The 17,482-nt window shown below is 57.0% G+C and carries 19 protein-coding genes; 12 read left to right on the top strand and 7 right to left on the bottom strand.

Features of this window, described 5'->3' with window-relative positions:
• Positions 1-27 precede the first annotated feature (27 nt).
• Positions 28-1,209 carry a cysteine desulfurase NifS gene (gene nifS / locus H8693_RS06025; RefSeq protein ID WP_249280240.1) on the top strand — a complete coding sequence of 394 codons (1,182 nt, stop codon included), beginning with the start codon at positions 28-30 and terminating at the stop codon, positions 1,207-1,209.
• A 12-nt stretch (positions 1,210-1,221) separates the two neighbouring features.
• Complete coding sequence (gene nifU / locus H8693_RS06020; RefSeq protein ID WP_249280239.1) at positions 1,222-1,662, top strand: Fe-S cluster assembly scaffold protein NifU; 441 nt, start codon at positions 1,222-1,224, stop codon at positions 1,660-1,662.
• 179 nt (positions 1,663-1,841) lie between these two features.
• Here the strand turns inward: nifU and H8693_RS06015 are convergent, their stop codons facing one another.
• The 4 genes from H8693_RS06015 to H8693_RS06000 all read right to left on the bottom strand — a co-directional run bounded on the left by H8693_RS06015 (position 1,842) and on the right by H8693_RS06000 (position 6,248).
• The gene (locus tag H8693_RS06015; RefSeq protein WP_249280238.1) at positions 1,842-2,432 is read right to left on the bottom strand and encodes a chromate transporter; all 591 of its coding nucleotides are present in this window, start codon (positions 2,430-2,432) and stop codon (positions 1,842-1,844) included.
• On the bottom strand, positions 2,429-2,998 hold the full coding sequence (locus H8693_RS06010; protein WP_178620432.1) for a chromate transporter: 570 nt from the start codon (positions 2,996-2,998) through the stop codon (positions 2,429-2,431). Before H8693_RS06010 ends, H8693_RS06015 begins: the two co-directional genes overlap by 4 nt.
• Before the next feature lie 514 nt (positions 2,999-3,512).
• Entirely contained in the window at positions 3,513-5,123 is a 1,611-nt protein-coding gene (locus H8693_RS06005; RefSeq protein WP_249280237.1) for a gamma-glutamyltransferase family protein, read from the bottom strand.
• Positions 5,124-5,420: 297 nt separating this feature from the next.
• Positions 5,421-6,248, bottom strand: a complete 828-nt coding sequence (locus H8693_RS06000; RefSeq protein ID WP_249280236.1) for a tRNA 2-thiocytidine biosynthesis TtcA family protein — start codon at positions 6,246-6,248, stop codon at positions 5,421-5,423.
• A 124-nt stretch (positions 6,249-6,372) separates the two neighbouring features.
• Between H8693_RS06000 and H8693_RS05995 the strand changes: the two genes are divergently transcribed.
• The 4 genes from H8693_RS05995 (at position 6,373) to H8693_RS05980 (ending at position 8,995) form a co-directional block, all read left to right on the top strand.
• Complete coding sequence (locus tag H8693_RS05995) at positions 6,373-6,642, top strand: hypothetical protein (RefSeq protein ID WP_178620427.1); 270 nt, start codon at positions 6,373-6,375, stop codon at positions 6,640-6,642.
• Between the two features lie 749 nt (positions 6,643-7,391).
• The gene (locus tag H8693_RS05990) at positions 7,392-7,793 is read left to right on the top strand and encodes an arsenate-mycothiol transferase ArsC (protein WP_249280235.1); all 402 of its coding nucleotides are present in this window, start codon (positions 7,392-7,394) and stop codon (positions 7,791-7,793) included.
• Entirely contained in the window at positions 7,783-8,493 is a 711-nt protein-coding gene (locus H8693_RS05985) for a tRNA threonylcarbamoyladenosine dehydratase (protein WP_249280234.1), read from the top strand. The genes H8693_RS05990 and H8693_RS05985 overlap by 11 nt, the downstream gene beginning before the upstream one ends.
• 22 nt (positions 8,494-8,515) lie before the next feature.
• Positions 8,516-8,995 carry a hypothetical protein gene (locus tag H8693_RS05980; protein WP_249280233.1) on the top strand — a complete coding sequence of 160 codons (480 nt, stop codon included), beginning with the start codon at positions 8,516-8,518 and terminating at the stop codon, positions 8,993-8,995.
• Positions 8,996-9,279: 284 nt separating this feature from the next.
• On the opposite strand, the gene H8693_RS05975 is transcribed toward H8693_RS05980, so the two are convergent.
• Positions 9,280-9,915, bottom strand: a complete 636-nt coding sequence (locus H8693_RS05975) for a flavin reductase (protein ID WP_178620451.1) — start codon at positions 9,913-9,915, stop codon at positions 9,280-9,282.
• A gap of 113 nt (positions 9,916-10,028) precedes the next feature.
• Between H8693_RS05975 and H8693_RS05970 the strand changes: the two genes are divergently transcribed.
• Together H8693_RS05970 and H8693_RS05965 are read left to right on the top strand one after the other, a co-directional pair.
• Positions 10,029-10,337, top strand: a complete 309-nt coding sequence (locus H8693_RS05970; protein ID WP_249280232.1) for a GIY-YIG nuclease family protein — start codon at positions 10,029-10,031, stop codon at positions 10,335-10,337.
• A gap of 29 nt (positions 10,338-10,366) precedes the next feature.
• Positions 10,367-11,242 carry a LysR family transcriptional regulator gene (locus H8693_RS05965; protein ID WP_178620414.1) on the top strand — a complete coding sequence of 292 codons (876 nt, stop codon included), beginning with the start codon at positions 10,367-10,369 and terminating at the stop codon, positions 11,240-11,242.
• 316 nt (positions 11,243-11,558) lie between these two features.
• Here H8693_RS05965 and pdxR read toward each other — a convergent pair whose 3' ends face one another.
• The gene (pdxR, locus tag H8693_RS05960) at positions 11,559-12,956 is read right to left on the bottom strand and encodes a MocR-like pyridoxine biosynthesis transcription factor PdxR (RefSeq protein ID WP_249280231.1); all 1,398 of its coding nucleotides are present in this window, start codon (positions 12,954-12,956) and stop codon (positions 11,559-11,561) included.
• A 109-nt stretch (positions 12,957-13,065) separates the two neighbouring features.
• On the opposite strand from pdxR, the gene H8693_RS05955 reads away from it, so the two are divergent.
• Positions 13,066-13,917, top strand: coding sequence for a pyridoxamine kinase (locus H8693_RS05955; RefSeq protein WP_249280230.1), 852 nt, complete (start codon positions 13,066-13,068; stop codon positions 13,915-13,917).
• Between the two features lie 28 nt (positions 13,918-13,945).
• On the top strand, positions 13,946-14,485 hold the full coding sequence (locus H8693_RS05950) for an ECF transporter S component (RefSeq protein WP_178620405.1): 540 nt from the start codon (positions 13,946-13,948) through the stop codon (positions 14,483-14,485).
• Positions 14,486-14,677: 192 nt separating this feature from the next.
• Here the strand turns inward: H8693_RS05950 and H8693_RS05945 are convergent, their stop codons facing one another.
• Positions 14,678-15,265 carry a xanthine phosphoribosyltransferase gene (locus tag H8693_RS05945; RefSeq protein WP_178620402.1) on the bottom strand — a complete coding sequence of 196 codons (588 nt, stop codon included), beginning with the start codon at positions 15,263-15,265 and terminating at the stop codon, positions 14,678-14,680.
• Positions 15,266-15,817: 552 nt separating this feature from the next.
• Here H8693_RS05945 and H8693_RS05940 point away from each other — a divergent pair.
• Both H8693_RS05940 and H8693_RS05935 read left to right on the top strand, forming a co-directional pair.
• A complete protein-coding gene (locus H8693_RS05940; RefSeq protein WP_249280229.1) occupies positions 15,818-16,864 on the top strand; it encodes an inorganic phosphate transporter in 1,047 nt (348 codons plus the stop codon).
• A gap of 12 nt (positions 16,865-16,876) precedes the next feature.
• On the top strand, positions 16,877-17,440 hold the full coding sequence (locus H8693_RS05935; RefSeq protein ID WP_249280228.1) for a hypothetical protein: 564 nt from the start codon (positions 16,877-16,879) through the stop codon (positions 17,438-17,440).
• Positions 17,441-17,482 lie beyond the last annotated feature (42 nt).

Below are 17,482 nucleotides of genomic sequence, written 5' to 3'. Positions count from 1 at the left end.
TTACCCCAAAAGAATAGGAGCGGTTTTATGAAACAGTTGATTTATTTGGACAACGCGGCAACCACCGCGGCACGGCCGGAAGTAGTCGAGGCAATGCTCCCCTATTTTTCGGAAAAATACGGCAACCCTTCCAGCGTCTATAGCCTGGCCCAGGAGAGCAAAGAGGCGGTGGACGCCGCCCGGGCCGCCATCGCAGAAGCCCTCCATGCCAAGCCGGAGGAGATCTATTTCACAGCCGGCGGCAGCGAGGCGGATAACTGGGCGCTGGTCGCCTCGGCAGAAGCCTATGAGAAAAAGGGCAGGCACATCATCACCACCAAGATCGAGCATCATGCCGTTCTGCATACCTGCCAATACCTGGAATCCCGGGGCTTTGAAGTGACGTATCTGGACGTGGACGAAAACGGCGTTGTAGACCTGGAGGAGTTGAAACAGGCGATCCGCCCGGATACCATTCTCATCTCCATCATGTTTGCCAATAACGAGATCGGAACCATAGAGCCGGTGGAAGAAATCGGAAAAATTGCCAAAGCGCACGGCATTCCCTTCCACACGGATGCGGTACAGGCCTTTGGCCAGGTTCCCATCGACGTGGACGCCCTGGGCATCGATATGCTGAGCGCCAGCGGCCACAAGCTCAACGGTCCCAAGGGGATCGGTTTCCTCTATATCCGCAGGGGAATCAAGATCAAGTCCTTTATCCATGGCGGCGCTCAGGAACGCAAGCGCCGGGCGGGAACGGAAAATGTGACCGGCATCGTCGGCTTCGGCAAAGCCGTAGAAATCGCCGTTTCCACTATGGAGGAGCGGACATCCTATGAGCGCAGGCTGCGGGATCATCTCATCCAGCGCGTTTTGAGCGAGGTTCCCCACAGCCGCCTGAACGGGCATCCCTCCGACCGGCTTCCGGCCAACGCCAACTTCTGCTTCCGGTTCATCGAGGGGGAATCTCTCCTGATGATGCTGGATATGAAGGGGATCTGCGGATCCAGCGGCTCGGCCTGCACATCGGGATCGCTCGATCCGTCCCATGTTCTGCTGGCCATCGGCCTGCCCCATGAGATTGCCCATGGCTCTCTGCGGCTGACGCTGAATGAAAGCAACACTATGGAAGAGATGGACTACGTCGTGGATTCCATCAAGGAAATCGTGGCCCAGCTCCGGGAAATGTCTCCGCTGTATGCGGATTTTGTGAAAAAGAACAAATAAGGGGGGTTACCTATGTACAGCGAAAAAGTAATGGACCATTTCCAGCATCCGCGGAATATGGGAGAGATTGAAAACGCCAGCGGCGTCGGCACTGTGGGCAACGCCAAATGCGGTGATATTATGCGGATCTTCCTGGATATTGATGACAACGGCATCATCCGGGATGTGAAGTTCAAAACCTTTGGCTGCGGCGCCGCCGTTGCCACCAGCTCCATGGCTACTGAGATGGTCAAGGGCAAATCCATTCAGGAGGCCCTGAAAATCACCAATAAAGCCGTGATGGAGGCCCTGGATGGGCTGCCGCCGGTGAAGGTGCACTGCTCTCTTCTGGCTGAGGAGGCCATTCATGCCGCTCTTTGGGATTATGCAGAGAAAAACGGCATTGTCATCGAAGGTCTGAAGAAGCCCAAGAACGATATCCATGAGGGCGAGGACGAAGAAGAGGATTATTGAGGCGGCGTTTTTTGCAAAAGCGCCCCCTCCTGCAAAATAGAATGAGTGAATGGAAACAGGCGGAGTATTTTCTTCCGCCTGTTTCGTCTTTTTACAGGTTCCCGCCTCATTGCAAAAAGGAGGACGCTTATGCCGCGTCCTCCTTTTGAGCCTCGGCGATATCCGGCGCTTTTGTCTTGTCAGCTCCATCCCAGATAGCCAAAGGCAATGCCCACGCAGGCAGATCCCAAAATAAAATACAGGGGATGGGCCTTCTTAATTTTGGGCAACCGGGTCAGCACCAGCAGCAACGCTGCCAGCCCCAGGCAGGGCCAGTTGACCGTGGCCATGATGCTTGCCAAGGTGAACCCCGTCCAGTTGGCGGTATTCAGAAGCGCCACCTTCACAACCTCCACGCCTGCCGCGGCGATCAGGCCCACGGAAGCTGGACGCAGGCCATAGAACACATCCTGAACAATCTGGTTTTCCTTGAATTTCTCCAGCACCTTGGCGATGATGAGAATGATGATAATGGAGGGCAGAACCTCGCCGATGGGGGCGAGAATAGCTCCGGCCACCCCCGCCGTGTTATATCCCACATAGGTCGCCATGTTGATCCCCAGCGGCCCGGGGGTGGATTCGGAAATGGCGATCATGTTGGCGATATCTGTCGCAGTAAACCATCCGGTTTTCACCGACATTTCATAGAGAAAGGGCAGCGTCGCCAGGCCGCCTCCGATGGCAAACAGGCCGGTCTTGAAAAACTCCCACATCAACAGCAGCAGAATCATTTTGCCTCACCTCCCTCTTTCTTCGCCTGCATCCGGCGGGAAATGGCCTTCACGGCAAAGCCGATAGCGCCCGAGCACACCACAAAGAGGATGGTGGATACATCCGTCAGCAGGGAGAGGAAGAAAATCGCCAAAAAGATGACGAGCGCCGGGATATCCTTCACGGCGTTTTTCCAGAGCTTGAGCACCGAATTGAAAATCAGAACGCAGACACAGACCCGGATGCCCGCAAAGGCATAGGTTACTGCCGCAATGTCCATGAAGTTGGTGATAAAAGCCGCAATGATCGTGATAATGACAATCGAAGGGGCAATGACGCCCAGCGTGGCCACAATCCCGCCCAGGATTCCCTTCACCTTATAGCCGACAAAGGTGGCCGTATTGACGGCGATAATCCCCGGCGTGCATTGGCCGATGGCGAAATAATCCATCAGCTCCTCTTCCGTGGCCCAGCTTTTATTCTCCACGATTTCCTTTTGCAGCATGGGCAGCATGGCATAGCCGCCGCCAAAGGTCAGGCCGCCGATGCGCGCAAAGATCAAAAATAATTCCCAAAGTATTTTCATGGCTTTCCTTTCTTTTTATTATTTTAGTATTTTTTAACCCGCCTCGCCGGCGAGGCATGACTGGTTTTTCTCAAGGCCGAAAATCATTCCGCCGTTTTCCGCGCTTTTCTCCGGCCGCTATGCCCGCAGCACCGTTTCTCACCGGCGGGGCGTGGCTGGTTTCCTTCAAGGCCGGAAATCATTCCGCCGCTTTCCACTCTTTCCTCCGACCACTATGCCCGCAGCACCATTCCTCGCCGGCGGGGCGTGGCTGGTTTCCCTCAAGGCCGAAAATCATTCCGCCGCTTTCCGCTCTTTCCCCCGGCCGCTATGTCCGCGGCACCGTTTCTCGCCGACGGGGCGTTGCTGGTTTCCGGCCAGTCAGCTGAAAGCAGCCACACACTCCCGGGCAAAACCATCCTATCACTGTATCCGTCATATTTCCCTGCATCTCCGGCATTGTAGGAGATCGGGAGAACAGCTGGCCCGCCGCCGGCTAAGCTGCCTTTGTGGTCCCGGTCGTGTGGGCAGCGCCCTACCAGACGGCAACCGTGCCGTCCGTGCGTGGCTCCGTCGCCCCGGCATATACGCCGTTTTCTTCCCGCCAGATGATCTGCCCCCGGCCAAAGGTCATGGAATCCCGGGCATAGACAATATCGTGGCCCAGTTCCCGGAGCGCCTCCGCCTTATCCCGGGGGAACTCGGGTTCCACCTCGATGGTCATGCCGCCCGTCCACTGCCAGCGGGGCGCGTTCAGCGCATCCTGAGGGTTCATGGCAAAATCAACCGTGTTCATGACCACCTGCACATGCCCCTGGGGCTGCATAAACGCGCCCATGACCCCAAACGGCCCCACCGGCCTTCCGTCTTTGGAGAGGAAGGCGGGCAGAATCGTGTGATAGGGGCGCTTGCCCGGCCCCAGGCAGTTTTCCATCGCCTCATCCAGAGAGAAGTTCTTGCCCCGGTTATGCAGGGCAAATCCCGTGCCCGGAACCACCAGGCCGCTGCCAAAGCCCATATAGTTGCTCTGGATATAGGAGATCATATTGCCCTCCTCGTCCGCCGCGCAGAGATAGACCGTGCCGCAGCAGTTGGGGTCCGCGGGCTCGGGCCGGCGCGCCCTTTCCCCGACTTCTCCGCGGCGCAGAGCCGCAAACTCATCCGAGAGCAGTGTTTTCACCGATGCCTTCATGTGGGCCGGATCGGCAATATAGCGCATTCCATCGGCAAAGGCGAGCTTCATGGCCTCAATCTGCTTATGATATGTCTCCACGTCCTCCCGGTCGGCAAAGCTGAACCCTTTTAAAATATTCAGGGCCATCTGCGCCACGATGCCCGACCCGTTGGGCGGAATTTCCCAGACATCATAGCCCCGGTAGTTGACAGAGACCGGCTCCACCCACTGGGGCCGGTATGCCGCCAGGTCCTCTCTGCGCAGATATCCCCCAGTAGCCCGGGAAAAGGCGTCAATCTTCTCGGCCAGCGCACCACGGTATACCGTCTCGCCGTGTGTCTCCCCAATTTCCCGCAGTGTCGCCGCCATTTCCGGGCAGGCAAAAAGCTCTCCCGTGCGGGGTGCGCGCCCTTGGGGAGCAAAGGTGGAAAACCAGTGCTGAAACTCCGGCGCCGTCAGCTCCTTTTTATGCAGGGCGTAGTCTCCCGCCCACATCTGCGCCACAGTGGGCGGAATGGGATATCCCTCCTCTGCATATAAAGCCGCCGGTTCCACCAGCTCCCGGAAAGGCAGCCGCCCAAACCGCTCCGACAGCGCCGCCCAGCCCGCCACCAGCCCGGGAACATTGACGGGAATCCAGCCAAACCGGGGCATCTCTGAAAAGCCCCGCTCCCGGACGGCCTTGGCGCTTATTCCCATGGGTGCCGGGCCGCTGGCATTCAAACCGAAAATTTGATTGTCCTTTGTCCAGAGGATGGCAAAGGCATCGCCCCCCAGACCGTTGCAGGTAGGCTCCACCACCGGCAGGCATGCCGCCGCCGTAATCGCCGCATCCACGGCATTGCCGCCCTTTTTCAAAATCTCCAGCCCTGCCTGCGCCGCCAAAGGCTGAGACGTGCAGACCATGCCCTTTTTGCCATATACCACGATCCGCTTGGAAGGATAGCGGTACTGCGCCGAGTCATATTTCACGTTTTTGTCCCCCTATACTTTTTTTATATGGATTTCTTGCGATCTTTTGTGAGGCTTTTAACCAAAAATCCGCCTTTTTCGGCATATTTTCTATTATAGAAAGGGGGAAACTGTGTGTCAACCGCAAAAAGCGGCCGGCCCCTTTCCCTCCCGCCGGAAAACAGAAAAAGCCCCGGAATACCGGGGTTTTTACAGCTTTTTATCCGCCATACTAATTTTATGGCAATTCTATATGTATTTTATATAGTTTTTAAAGAGCCGGCCGCCTGGAACAGCGCATCGGCGCAGGGCGCTCCATCATTCCCTGTCGTAACCATCCATAAAGGAATGTGTCTCGCCTCCCAGACAATAGCTGATGACCTTCTCCAGATTGACGTTTTCCACGCTTCGGAAAATATTCGACTCAATCTGCGGATTGGTTTCGCGGAATTTCCGGATCAGCGCCTTCATCTCCAGCCGCTTGGAGGCCCCGATATCCGTCGCCGTATGCTCGGTGAACCGACAGGCGCATTGGAGAAATTCCAGGCCGTTATACCGCTTCCATGCCAGAATATCCGCCTCTTTGACCAGATAGAGCGGCCGGATGAGCTCCATACCGGGAAAGTTTGTGCTGTGGAGCTTAGGCATCATGGTGCGGATCTCCCCCGCATAGAGCATGCTCATCAAAATGGTTTCAATCACATCGTCAAAGTGATGCCCCAGGGCGATTTTGTTGCAGCCCAGAGCCTGTGCATTTCGATAGAGATATCCCCGCCGCATACGTGCGCAAAGATAGCAGGGGGAATCCTCAATATGCGTGACGGCTTCAAAGATATCCGACGAAAAGATATGCACGGGAACGCCCAGCTCCGCCGCATTTTTTTCGATCAGCGCCCGGTTTTTCGGCGCATAGCCCGGGTCCATCACGAGAAAAGCAAGGCCGAAGGGCACGTCGCTGTGTTTTTGCAGCTCCTGCATACATTTTGCCAGAAGCATGGAATCCTTCCCGCCCGACAGGCATACGGCGATTTTATCTCCCTCCCGGATCATGGCATATTCCTTCACGCCCCGGGTGAACCGGCTCCAGATGCTGCGCCGGAATTTTTTGATGATGCTGCGTTCAATCTCCTGCTGCCTTGTGAGCATAACGTCTCCTTCCCGCTTTTTGCCGCATGCGGCGTCCTTTTTGTATTCTACAACAAAACCGCCGCTCTGGACAAGAGGGCTTCCGGGCCGCTATACTGATATAAACAAAAAGGAGGCTTCTTTTATGAAACGGATGACCCAAAAAACACCGGCGGGCGTCGTACTGCACCCGCCCTATACCATTGCGCAGGCGCTTGAGCGCCTGGCCGCCTTTGAGGATATGCAGGAGGCCCTCGCCGCCCAGCGGGAGAGTGTGGAAAAAAACCTGGCAGAGATGCGCGCCGCCGGCAAAGAAAAAACCGCCACCTTCCATCAGCTTTTGGCCCGGCGGCTCACACTCATCCAGGAGCTGGACCGCATTCATCTCTATGCCGGCCTGGACGGGGAGCCGTAACGGCTGCCGGAATAGAGGCCAGAACAGCCATCGTCTTTTTGTATTTTGCAGATTTCCGGCGGATAGAAGAGTATAGGGCCGCCTCACCGGCGCTTTCTTTCCGCCAGTTTCTCCTGAAAAAAGGACAGAACAGCCCGCCGGCCCTGCGGTTGGAAAATCCCTTCACTCGGCAGAGCCCTTTTCAGCGGAAAAATCCCCCCAAGAATCCACCTCTCTTGCCGAAACGCCTCCCGGGAGAAACTCCTTCTTCTGCCGCCAGCATTTTCACTGCCATACCCGGTTGTACTATAAAATAAAACTCCCGGCTGGGAATCCGCATTATGCTTTCCAGAGGTATCAAGGGGACATTGCCAGCGCCGTGTGATCCTTTCCCTCCTGGTGCGTGCGTCTCTCCGGCGGGTAACCATCTCCACGCTTCCCATGTTTTCCCTGAAGCGGAGACATCCGTTGCGCCGCGCGGACATTCTTTCAGCGGCTATGCCTCCACGGCGAGTTATCTCTCCATACACTTCCCATATTCCCCCGAAGCGAAAACATTCATTGCGCCGCATGGAAATTCTCCCGGCGGTTATGCCTCCCCGGCGAGGTACCCGCCCCAACACATCCTATCTTTTCCCCGAAGCGGAGACATCCGTTGCGCCGCGCAGACATTCTATCGGCGGTTATGCCTCCCCGGCGAGGGGGGTGACAGAAGGAAAGATTCTAAGTATACTATAGGAAAGAAATCCTTTCCAGTCACGGGGGTCTTTATGAAACGTGTTTTGTTTATCTGCCGGGATAACGCCTGCCTCTCCCTCATCGCCCATGCCCTGGGCCAGCGGTTTGCCGCCGATGCCTTTTTGAGCCTTTCCGCAGGGCTGTCGCCTGCCAAAGAAGCCGATCCCATGGCGGCCGCCCTCCTCTCCCGGGTATACCAATTGGATGTCAGCGGCTGGACGCCCCGGGGGCTGGAACCCCTTCCCCCGGCGGATCTGGCGGTTCTGCTGGGCAAAGAGGCCATTGGCCTGTCTCTGCCCTGCCCTGTCATCCGCCTTCCCCTTCCCCAGCCGGACGGGCAGGAAGAAGAGGCCTATGGCATGGTTATCGAAACCATTGAAAAGGAAATCTGGCGGCTGCGCCAGGAATTTTTGGAGGGACGCTATGCCAAATGAACAGAAAGAAACCCTGCTCTGCCGCACGGAGATGCTTCTGGGCCGGGAAGGAATGCAAAAACTCGCCCAGGCCCATGTGGCCGTGTTCGGCATCGGCGGCGTCGGCTCCTTTGCCGCAGAGGCCCTGATTCGCAGCGGCATTGGTGCTGTCACGCTGGTGGATAAGGACACCGTCAGCCTTTCCAACTGCAACCGGCAGCTCATTGCCACCCAAAAGACAGTCGGCCGCCCCAAGGTGGAGGTCATGGCCGAGCGCGCCCGGGAGATCCGGGCGGATGTGCAGGTCTATCCCCGCCGGGAGTTCTTTCTCCCCCAATCCCAAGACTGGGATTTTTCCCAGTATAGCTATATCATCGACGCCGTGGACACCGTCAGCGCCAAAATTGAGCTGGCTGTCCGCGCGCAGGCGGCGGGAGTCCCCATCATCAGCTCCATGGGCGCAGGCAACAAGCTGGATCCGGCCGCCTTCCGGGTGGCGGATCTTTATGAGACTTCGGTCTGCCCCCTGGCCCGGGTCATGCGTCGGGAGCTGCGCCGCCGGGGGATTACGCACATGAAGGTGGTTTATTCCACCGAGCCGCCCCGGATATCCGAAGACGGGGGACGGGTTCCCGGCAGCGTCGCCTTTGTCCCATCCGTTGCCGGCCTTATGCTCGCCGGAGCCGTCGTCCGGGAGCTTTGCGGCCTGGAGGCCGGCTAGCTTTGCAAAAGGAGCCTTTTCCATGGAACCATCGTTCAAAACATCGCGGAGATACAAAGCCCTGAAAAGCCCGTTCACCTGGCTTTTGGCCGCCGCGGCCATCGCCCTTGCCATCCTCTGGCCGCATCTCTTTCCCGGTGCCCTTCCCTCAATCTCCCGGGAAGAGGTCGTTTCGGGAATGCTGGATATCTCAACAGGGGTTCCCTCGCTTTTGACGGATGCCCAGCTGGACGTGTTGATTCCCCTCATGGAAAATGCTGAAAAAAGCGCCGGTTCGCAGCCGCCGGGCGAAGCGGCCCGCACGGTTACCCTCATGAAGCAGGACGGCGCCTCCGTCGTCCTCTGGGGCTATGCCGGGGAGGACACCGTCTTTGTGCATCATTCCATCAAAGTCCGGCGCAGGGGACATGGTGTTTTCCGCACTTATACCTATACGCTGAAGAGCAGTGCTCTTTCCCAGTATATCTTTTCTTTGGAAGGGCAGGATCTGTTCTCCCGCTGATGCCGGACTTCCGTTTTTTCCGGACAGCCAGAGCCCCGCAAAAGCCGCAGCGGCATTTCCCGGGGGATGCAGCGAAATGCCACAGCAGCCCTTGTATTGGCTCTGTCCCTATCGCTTGTATTTTTCCTTTTTGCATCCTCGTCCTTTGCCCGGTTTTCTTGCGCTTCGGCGCTGCCTCCTTATTTCCGGTGTTTTTACTTTTCTGTTTCGTCTATCCCCTCGGGGCTATGCAGAGGGAAAATAAAAAAGCGCCTGCGCAGTGCACAGACGCTTTTTTGCGCTACTTATTCCTTTACAAATACGGACTTGGGCCGTTTGCAGATGGGGCAGACATAGTCATCCGGCAATTCCTCAAAAGGAATCTCCCCGTCATAGACATAATGGCAGACCGAACATACATATTTCGCCTCTTTTTTCTCCGCTTTCTCTTCCGGAGCACCCACTTTGCCGCCCGCCTTAAGCACGCGGTAATCCGCATAGGTCATGGGGCGCTGCGCCGAAAGCTCCTCCGCCTCGGTCACCGGCCCGATGAAGAGCAGATGCGTCCCCAGATCTACTGTCTGGGAGATGGAAACGCTCATGCGCGCCGCCATATCCTCGGCTAGATAGGGATTTCCCTGTCCGTCAACGCCATGGGCGATTCCTTCAAATTTCTCGCATTCCCTTCCGCTGCGGAATCCAAAATCCGCCACCCGGGAAAGCGGAGTCGCCAAGGAAAGGACGCTCACCGTGAAGCTCCCCTTCTTCTGGATCAGTTCGGTTGTATAATTGCTTTTCAGCATTGTAACCAGCATCTGGTTGGGTTCTGCCGTCGCCTGGGCCGCCGTGTTGATGATGCAGGCGTTCTTCTTTCCGCCCCATTCCACGCCGGCAATATAGAGCCCATAGCTCAATTTAAAAAGTGCTTTTTCATCGATCATGCTGTTCTCCCCCTTTGCCGCAGTTTATATTTTCCATTATACCCATTTTCTATCCTTTGGTCTAGCCCACCCTCCTCTTTTTCTGGTAAAATAGAAAAAGAGAGGAGAAGGATATGGAACGACAGATGGGGGTCTATATGCTGCTCTGCGGCGGAGGAACGCTCTATACCGGATGGACAAACGACCTGGAGCGGCGGCTATCGGCGCATATGTCCGGCCACGGCTGCAAGTATACGGCCTCGCACCAGCCCGTGCAGCTCGTCTATTTTGAGCCCCAGCCCAGCCGTTCCGCCGCCCTCCGCCGGGAAGCCGCCATCAAGCGTCTCCCCCGGGCGCAAAAGCAGGCGCTCATTTTTGGGCCATCCAACGCTCTCCCCTTTCTTTTTCCCGAAAAATGGGCTACAATCGATAAAAACCAGTGAACCCGACAATAAGGAGGCGGCGCAGCTTTATGGATATCAAGCAACTCACCTATTTTCTCGCCATTGCCGAAGAAGGCAACATCAGCGCGGCGGCTAAAAAGCTGCATATCTCCCAGCCGCCCCTCTCCCTGCAGCTCAAGCTCCTGGAAGAGGAACTGGGCGTCGTCCTCTTGGAGCGGGGCGCGCGCAAATCCACGCTGACAGACGCCGGCCGGCTGCTCTATAAACACGCCCGCTATATTCTGCAGCTTGTGGAAAACGCGGAAAGGGAGATACAGGATTTCGGCAACGGCATCCAGGGCACCCTGCGCCTGGGAACCATTTCCTCCTCCGGCACCATCCTTTTGGGAGAGCGCATGCGGCTGTTCCACCAAGCCGCCCCCAATATCCGTTTTGAAATTCACGAGGGAAACACCTTTCAGCTTCTGGATATGCTGCACGCCAACGTCATCGAAATGGCCGTGGTGCGCACGCCCTTCCTGGCCGATGAGATCGTCTGCCACGATCTCGAAGAGGAGCCTATGGCGGCGGTGGCCTGCCGTTCCTTTTTCTCGGACCTGCCGGATGGCCCGCTGCATCTGCGGGATCTGAAGGACAAACCCATTATTTTTTACCGCCGCTATGAATCCCTTGTGATGGCGGCCTTTCGGGATGAGGGTATAGAACCGGATGTGTTCTGCAAAAACGACGACGCCCGCACCAGCCTGCTCTGGGCCCGGGCAGGCCTGGGCATTGCGATTGTTCCCAAAAGCTCCGCCCGGATGATTCCCGGGGCAGAGCTTTTAACCCGCAGCCTTGCGGAAAAAGAGCTGTATAGCCGGGTTTCGGTGATTCACCGCAAGCATGCGCCGCTCTCGGCGGCGGCCCGGAGCTTTCTGCAATTCTTCTGCGGGGAGGAGGAATAAAGATTTTTCCCATGAAACGGCATAACTTAGTTATGCCGTTTTTGATTGTTCGGAACCGCCGGTCAGGCCGAAAAGAACAATTTTGCGCAAAAATAAAATGGGAATTATCCCGGCACATTTTATACCAGATATATTCCCTAACGTCTATCCAGGTATTGGTCTCTGCCATTTAAAAAATGTCGTTTCGTCCCATGCTTCAACGCCCAAAGATACGGTCCGCTCGAATTTAGAAAGAAAAGAGCCGCACGCAGAACAAATCCATTTGCGTGTTTCCCTCATCAAAATAGCTGCTCCATATAAAAAGAATTTTCTCCGTCTACCGCTGCATCCCCCACGCCTTTTTGAGAAGCGCCACGCCCTTTTCGATCTCTTCCCCGGAAAGGCCGCCATATCCCAGCAGCACCTGGCCCCGGTGCTCCGCCGGGATCTCCCGGATAAAATACGGCGAAATCGGATAGACCCGCACACCCTGCTTCATGGCCGCCGCGCATAGTTCACTCTCGCTCATTCCATTGCCTGGCGACACCAGCAGATGGTGTCCGGCGTTTTCCCCCTGCATTCCAAGAGAAGGGCCAAAGGCCTCCCGCAGCGCTCTTTCCAGAAGCGCCCGCTTGCCGCGGTAGACCGTCCGCATCTTGTTGAGATGACGCTCAAAATGCCCGCCCCGGATAAATTCGCAGAGCACCCGCTGCTCCAGCCGGGATACCAAAGAGCCAAATCCGGCGTATTCTTCCTTATAAGCTGACAGCAGCGCCGGAGGCAGGACGAGAAAGCCAATGCGCAAGGAGGGCGCAATGGATTTGGTAAACGTCCCCAGATAGATGACCTTCCCGCCGTCGTCGATGCTTTGCAGGGAGGGAAGCGGCCGGGTGAGATAGCGAAATTCGCTGTCGTAATCGTCCTCGATGATATAGCGATTTTTCCCCGCCTCCGCCCAGCGCAGCAGCTTGATGCGCCGGGAGATCGGCATGCTCACGCCCAGGGGAAACTGATGGGACGGAGTCACATAGACGGCGATGTTCTGCTTATCCGCAAGCGGCTCCACGGGCATGCCCGCGCCGTCGATATCCACCGGCAGCACCCCATGCCCCATGCGCTGAAAAATCTGATAGGCCCTGTTATATACCGGGTTTTCCATGGCGATGGTGCAGGAATTTTCCAAAATATAGCTCAGAACCTGCAGCAGATGCTCGGCGCCTGCGCCGATGATGATGCTGTCCGCCGTGCAGTGCACGCCCCGGGCGTCATAGAGATAGGCAGCAATGGCCCGGCGCAGCTCCCAGTCCCCCTGGGGCGGTGTGCGCCTGAGAAGGCCCTCGTCATATTCATTAAAAGTATTTTTCAGAAGCCTCCGCCATGTGTTATACGGGAAATGCTCCGGGTCCACAGCCCCGGAAGAAAAATCCACCTCCGCCTTCTTCTCTCCCGGCGCCTTCTCGGTTTCCGCGGGGCGGGGCTGGCTTTTTTTCAGCTCCTCCAGCGGGCAGACAAAAAAGCCCCGCTGCGGCCGGGCAGACAAAAATCCCTCGCTTACCAGCTGGGCATAAGCCGCATCCACCGTCGTCACGCTCACCCCGAGGGAGGCCGCCAGCTTGCGCTTGGAGGGCAGCTTTTCCTCCGCCGCCAGCACGCCTCCATGGATGTCCCGTTTGATCTGTTCATAAATCTGCCAATACAGGGGATGTCCCGGCGTTTTATGCTCCAGTGTAATCATATTTCCTCCAAACTGATATGATAAAATTTTCAAAAACTGGCGTTTTTATTGAGTTCAGTTTTGGGATATTATAAGACAAAAGAAACCGACCGTCAAGGAGGAAAGGCAAATGAACAAACAAAAACGCGCGTTAGCCGTGCATGATATTTCCTGCGTGGGGCGCTGTTCCCTGACTGTGGCCCTGCCCATCATTTCCGCCGCGGGCGTGGATACATCCATCCTGCCCACCGCCGTGCTGTCCACCCATACCGGAGGATTCACCGGCTATACCTATCGGGATCTGACCGAGGATATCCTCCCCATTGCCGATCATTGGGAGAGCCTGGGCCTGCATTTCGACGCCATCTATACCGGCTATCTGGGTTCCTTTGAACAGGTTCGCCTGGTCCGCGAGCTGTTCCGCCGTTTCAAAAAGAAGGATACCCTGGCTCTGGTGGACCCGGCTATGGCGGATAATGGTGTGCTCTATGGCGGCTTTGCGCCGGAATTTCCCCTGGAGATGAAAACCCTCTGCGCAGAGGCGGATATCATCGTTCCCAACATCACAGAGGCCGCCCTTATGCTGGAGGAACCGTATCAGGAGGGCCCCTATACCCGGGAATATATCGAGGGCCTGCTCCGCCGCCTGGGAGAAATCGGGGCCAGGCAGGTGGTTTTGACAGGCGTATATTTTGATGAGAAGCGGCTGGGCGCCGCCAGCCTGGATACGGCCAGCGGGGAGATCCGCTATGCCTTCCAGGATACGGTCGACGGCTATTTCCACGGCACAGGCGATGTGTTTGGAAGCGCGCTGCTGGCCGCTCTGTTAAACGATAAGCCGCTGGAGGAGGCCATGGGAATCGCCGTCGACTACACCCAGCGCTGCATTGTTCTCACCGCGGAGGCTTCCCAGGAAGCTCGTTATGGCGTCTGCTTCGAGCGCGCCCTGCCCTATTTGATGGAACGCCTGGGAATCCGGTAATCCCAAACCAAGCGAAAGGAATTTTTCTATGAAAGCTGCCGCCGTTTCAAAACCATCCATCGGCGTCCGAGAAGTCGCCGTCGACGCCATGATGATCGCCCTCACTCTGGCTGCCACCATGTTTGTCAACCTGCGTCTGCCCATCGCCTCCAACGGCGGGCTGATTCATCTGGGCAATGTTCCTCTGATTCTCGCCTCCATTCTTTTGGGCAAGCGGACCGGGGCAATCGCCGGCGCCTTCGGCATGGGGCTTTTCGACCTCATGGCCGGATGGGCGGCCTGGGCTCCGGGGACGTTTATCACCGTGGGCATCATGGGCTATGTCATGGGCGTCATTGCCGGGAAGCGGAACGGAGAGAGCTTTTGGCTGAACACGCTGGCTGTTATCGCCGCCACGGCTATCAAGCTGGCGGGATATTATGTGACCGAGCTGATTATCTATGGCAACTGGCTCGCGCCCTTCGCTTCCTTCCCGGGTGGACTTGTGCAGATGGGGGTTGCCGCCGTCATCGCCCTGCCGCTGGTTCCGGTTCTCAAGGCCGCTCTGCGCCGCACCCGGCGCGCCTGATTTGTGTTTTTCCGGGCAGACGGTTCCCGCAAGCCAGGAAATCCTTCGCAGGCTGCCGCTATTACTTTTTTAAAATGGAAAACAGCCCGCTTCCCCGCCGCATGTGCCGGAAACGGGCTGTTGTGTTCTCCCTTTTATTCTCCAAACAAAAAAAGCAGGCAGAAAACCTGCTTTTTGCATTCTGTTTTAATCCTATTGCCCCTCAGACGTATGCCGGAAACGGATATTGCGCTCCTCCGCCTGGTCAATAATCGCCAGGGAATGCAGGTCCACGCCCTCTTGGCGGAGCAATCGTCCGCCCTCCTGGAATCCCTTTTCCACGACGACGCCCACGCCGGCCACCTTTGCGCCGGCATAGGAGAGGATCTCCAAAAGGGAGTGAAGCGTATCCCCCTTGGCCAGAAGATCGTCGATAACCAGCACCGTATCCCGCGCCGTCAGCCGCTCCTTGGCAATGAGCAGCGTTGGCCCTCCGTTATAGGAGTACGAATACGTTTCGGCCTGATAAAGGCCGCCCTCGATGGAATCCCCTTTCGCCTTTTTGGCAAAGACCACGGGAACATCGAAATACCGCGCCGTCATGCAGGCATACGCAATGCCGGATGCCTCCACAGTCACGATTTTGTTGATCCCGCGTCCGGAAAAAATCCGGAAGAACTCCGCGCCGATGCGGTCCAGCAGGCCAATATCCAGCTGATGATCCAAAAAGCTGTCCATGCGGATAATATGATCCGGATATACCCGGGCCTGGGCAATAATCCGTTCTTCTAATTCCTTCATAGTCCTTCTCCCTGCAAGCGTTCCTTCTGTTCTTATTTATTGTAGCGCAATTTCTCCCAGGCCGCAACGGAATCCCGCAGATTTCGCCGGGAAAAAGTCCTTCCTTCGGGTTTGCATATGGAAACTTTTGTTTCGCTCCAGTTATAAAAAATACCCGATTTCTCTTTATTCGCGCTTTTGCGCTCACCTTCTCTTTGGTCTATTTTTTGAAACCTTCACTTTGTTCCGGTTATAAAAAATATCCTTTCCCTCTTTATTCGCGCGTTCGCGTTCCTGCGCCTCTTCCGATAAATTCCATAATGTGACCCTCTAATACCCATAGGCTGTGCCAAAGCTCAAAATGCTATACCGTCCTGATGCCATATGGTTTCTGGCCCGCTTTGATTCCGCCGTCATCTGCCCCGCACTTCGGCCGGCAAGCAGATTTCCCGGCCCCCGCCAGATCCTGTCTCCCCGCCTTTTTCCCAAAACCGGCTTTCCTGCTTCGCCAGGGAAAGTGCTAATTCGCAGAATTTTGTCATAAAAATAAAAAATCAAGGAAAGGGGGACGGCATGACCATTTCGCTTGCGGAATTTTTCGGGCGTTTGCAGGAACAGCCTGTCCTTTTGGGGGCTGCGCTTCTCATCCTGGGCGTCGTTCTCGTCAACGGCTGGACAGATGCCCCGGGCGCTATCGCCACCTGTATTTCCACCCGGGCCATGCGTCCCCGTCCAGCCATCGCCATGGCCGCCGTCTGCAATCTTCTGGGGGTTGTGGTCATGAGTACTTTCCACGCCTCTGTCGCCATGACCATCTATCATATTGCAGACTTCGGCGGCGATTCGCGCTCCGCTCTGGTGGCCCTCCTGGCAGCCATGGTCGCCATCATCGTCTGGGCCACCGCCGCCTGGCTTTTCGGAATCCCCACCAGCGAGAGCCATGCCTTGGTGGCCGGCATCTCGGGAGCAGCCGTCGCCCTTCATGGCGGTTTCTCGGGAATCCACGGCGGGGAATGGGCAAAGGTCCTCCTGGGCCTCTTTTTTTCCGTGGCTCTGGGCTTTCTTCTGGGATATTGTTCCGCCCGCCTCACGGCCTGGCTGTTTCGCCGCCGGGACCGCCGGGACTCCGCCGCTTTTTTCCGCCGGGCCCAGATCTTTGCGGGAGCGGCCATGGCCTTTATGCATGGCGCCCAGGATGGGCAGAAATTCATCGGCGTATTCCTCCTGGGGGTTTCGCTTTCGGCGGGGCAGGCTTCCTCCGCCTTCACCATTCCCCTCTGGCTTATGCTTCTCTGTTCGGCGTTCATGGCGCTGGGAACCTCCATGGGCGGCCTGCGCATCGTCAAAACCATGGGCATGGATATGGTTCGCCTCTCGCCCTATCAGGGATTCTCCGCCGATCTGGCCGGGGCGGTCAGCCTTCTTGTCTCCACCCTTGCCGGATTTCCCGTGAGCACCACCCACACTAAAACCACCGCCATGATGGGAGTCGGCGCGGCCCGGAAGCTGTCCTCTGTCCATTGGGGAGTCGTGGGGGAAATGGCCCTTGCCTGGCTTCTGACCTTTCCCGGCTGCGCTCTCATCGGTTATCTTATGGCAAAGCTGCTTCTCATGTTTTAGGGAGGGATCGCCATGGCAAAGCAGACGCATCTGGATATCCAGCTTCTTTCCCGCCTGGCAGGGGAAGCGGGAAAGGCCCTTGTCCTCGCCGCCCAGGGGGATGCCCCGGGGGCCGGGCAGTCCCTGGCCCGATTCCGGAGCACACAGGAACATCTTTTGGAAAACCTGCAAAAGGAATTTTTGAGTCCCCTGGACCCGGAGGACGCCGCATCACTGGCGGCGTCGCTGGAAAGCGCCGCTTCTGCCGCTCTGCTTTGGGCGCGCTGGCAGACCCTTTGCCCACCTGAAGGAAACATTCCGCTTGCCGGTGCTTCCGGCCTGGCCGTCCGGCTGGAAACCGCCGCCGCAGGGCTCTGCGGCAATAAAAAACAGGCGGAAGAACATATTCTCCGTCTGCAAACCCTCCTTCTTCAAACAACCAAAAATGCCGAGCAGTCCATTCTCTCCCTGCCCGGCCTCTGCCGACGCACTCCCGAGCTGCTCCTCTCCCTGGAGGCCGCCGGACATCTGCGCCGATGCCTTCATTCCCTTGCGCAGGCTGCCCAGGCCATGGAGCGCATCTGCCTGAAAGAATAGGGGCCCCGGGCTTTCCCCCCGGCTCCCTCTATGATAGAATAA

Origin of the sequence: Guopingia tenuis (genome assembly GCF_014384805.1) — a bacterium.
In the GTDB taxonomy this organism is placed as follows: Bacteria; Bacillota; Clostridia; order Christensenellales; family Christensenellaceae; genus Guopingia; species Guopingia tenuis.
The sequence above is the reverse complement of the archived record's forward strand: the minus strand, read 5'-3'. Positions and strand labels throughout refer to the sequence as shown.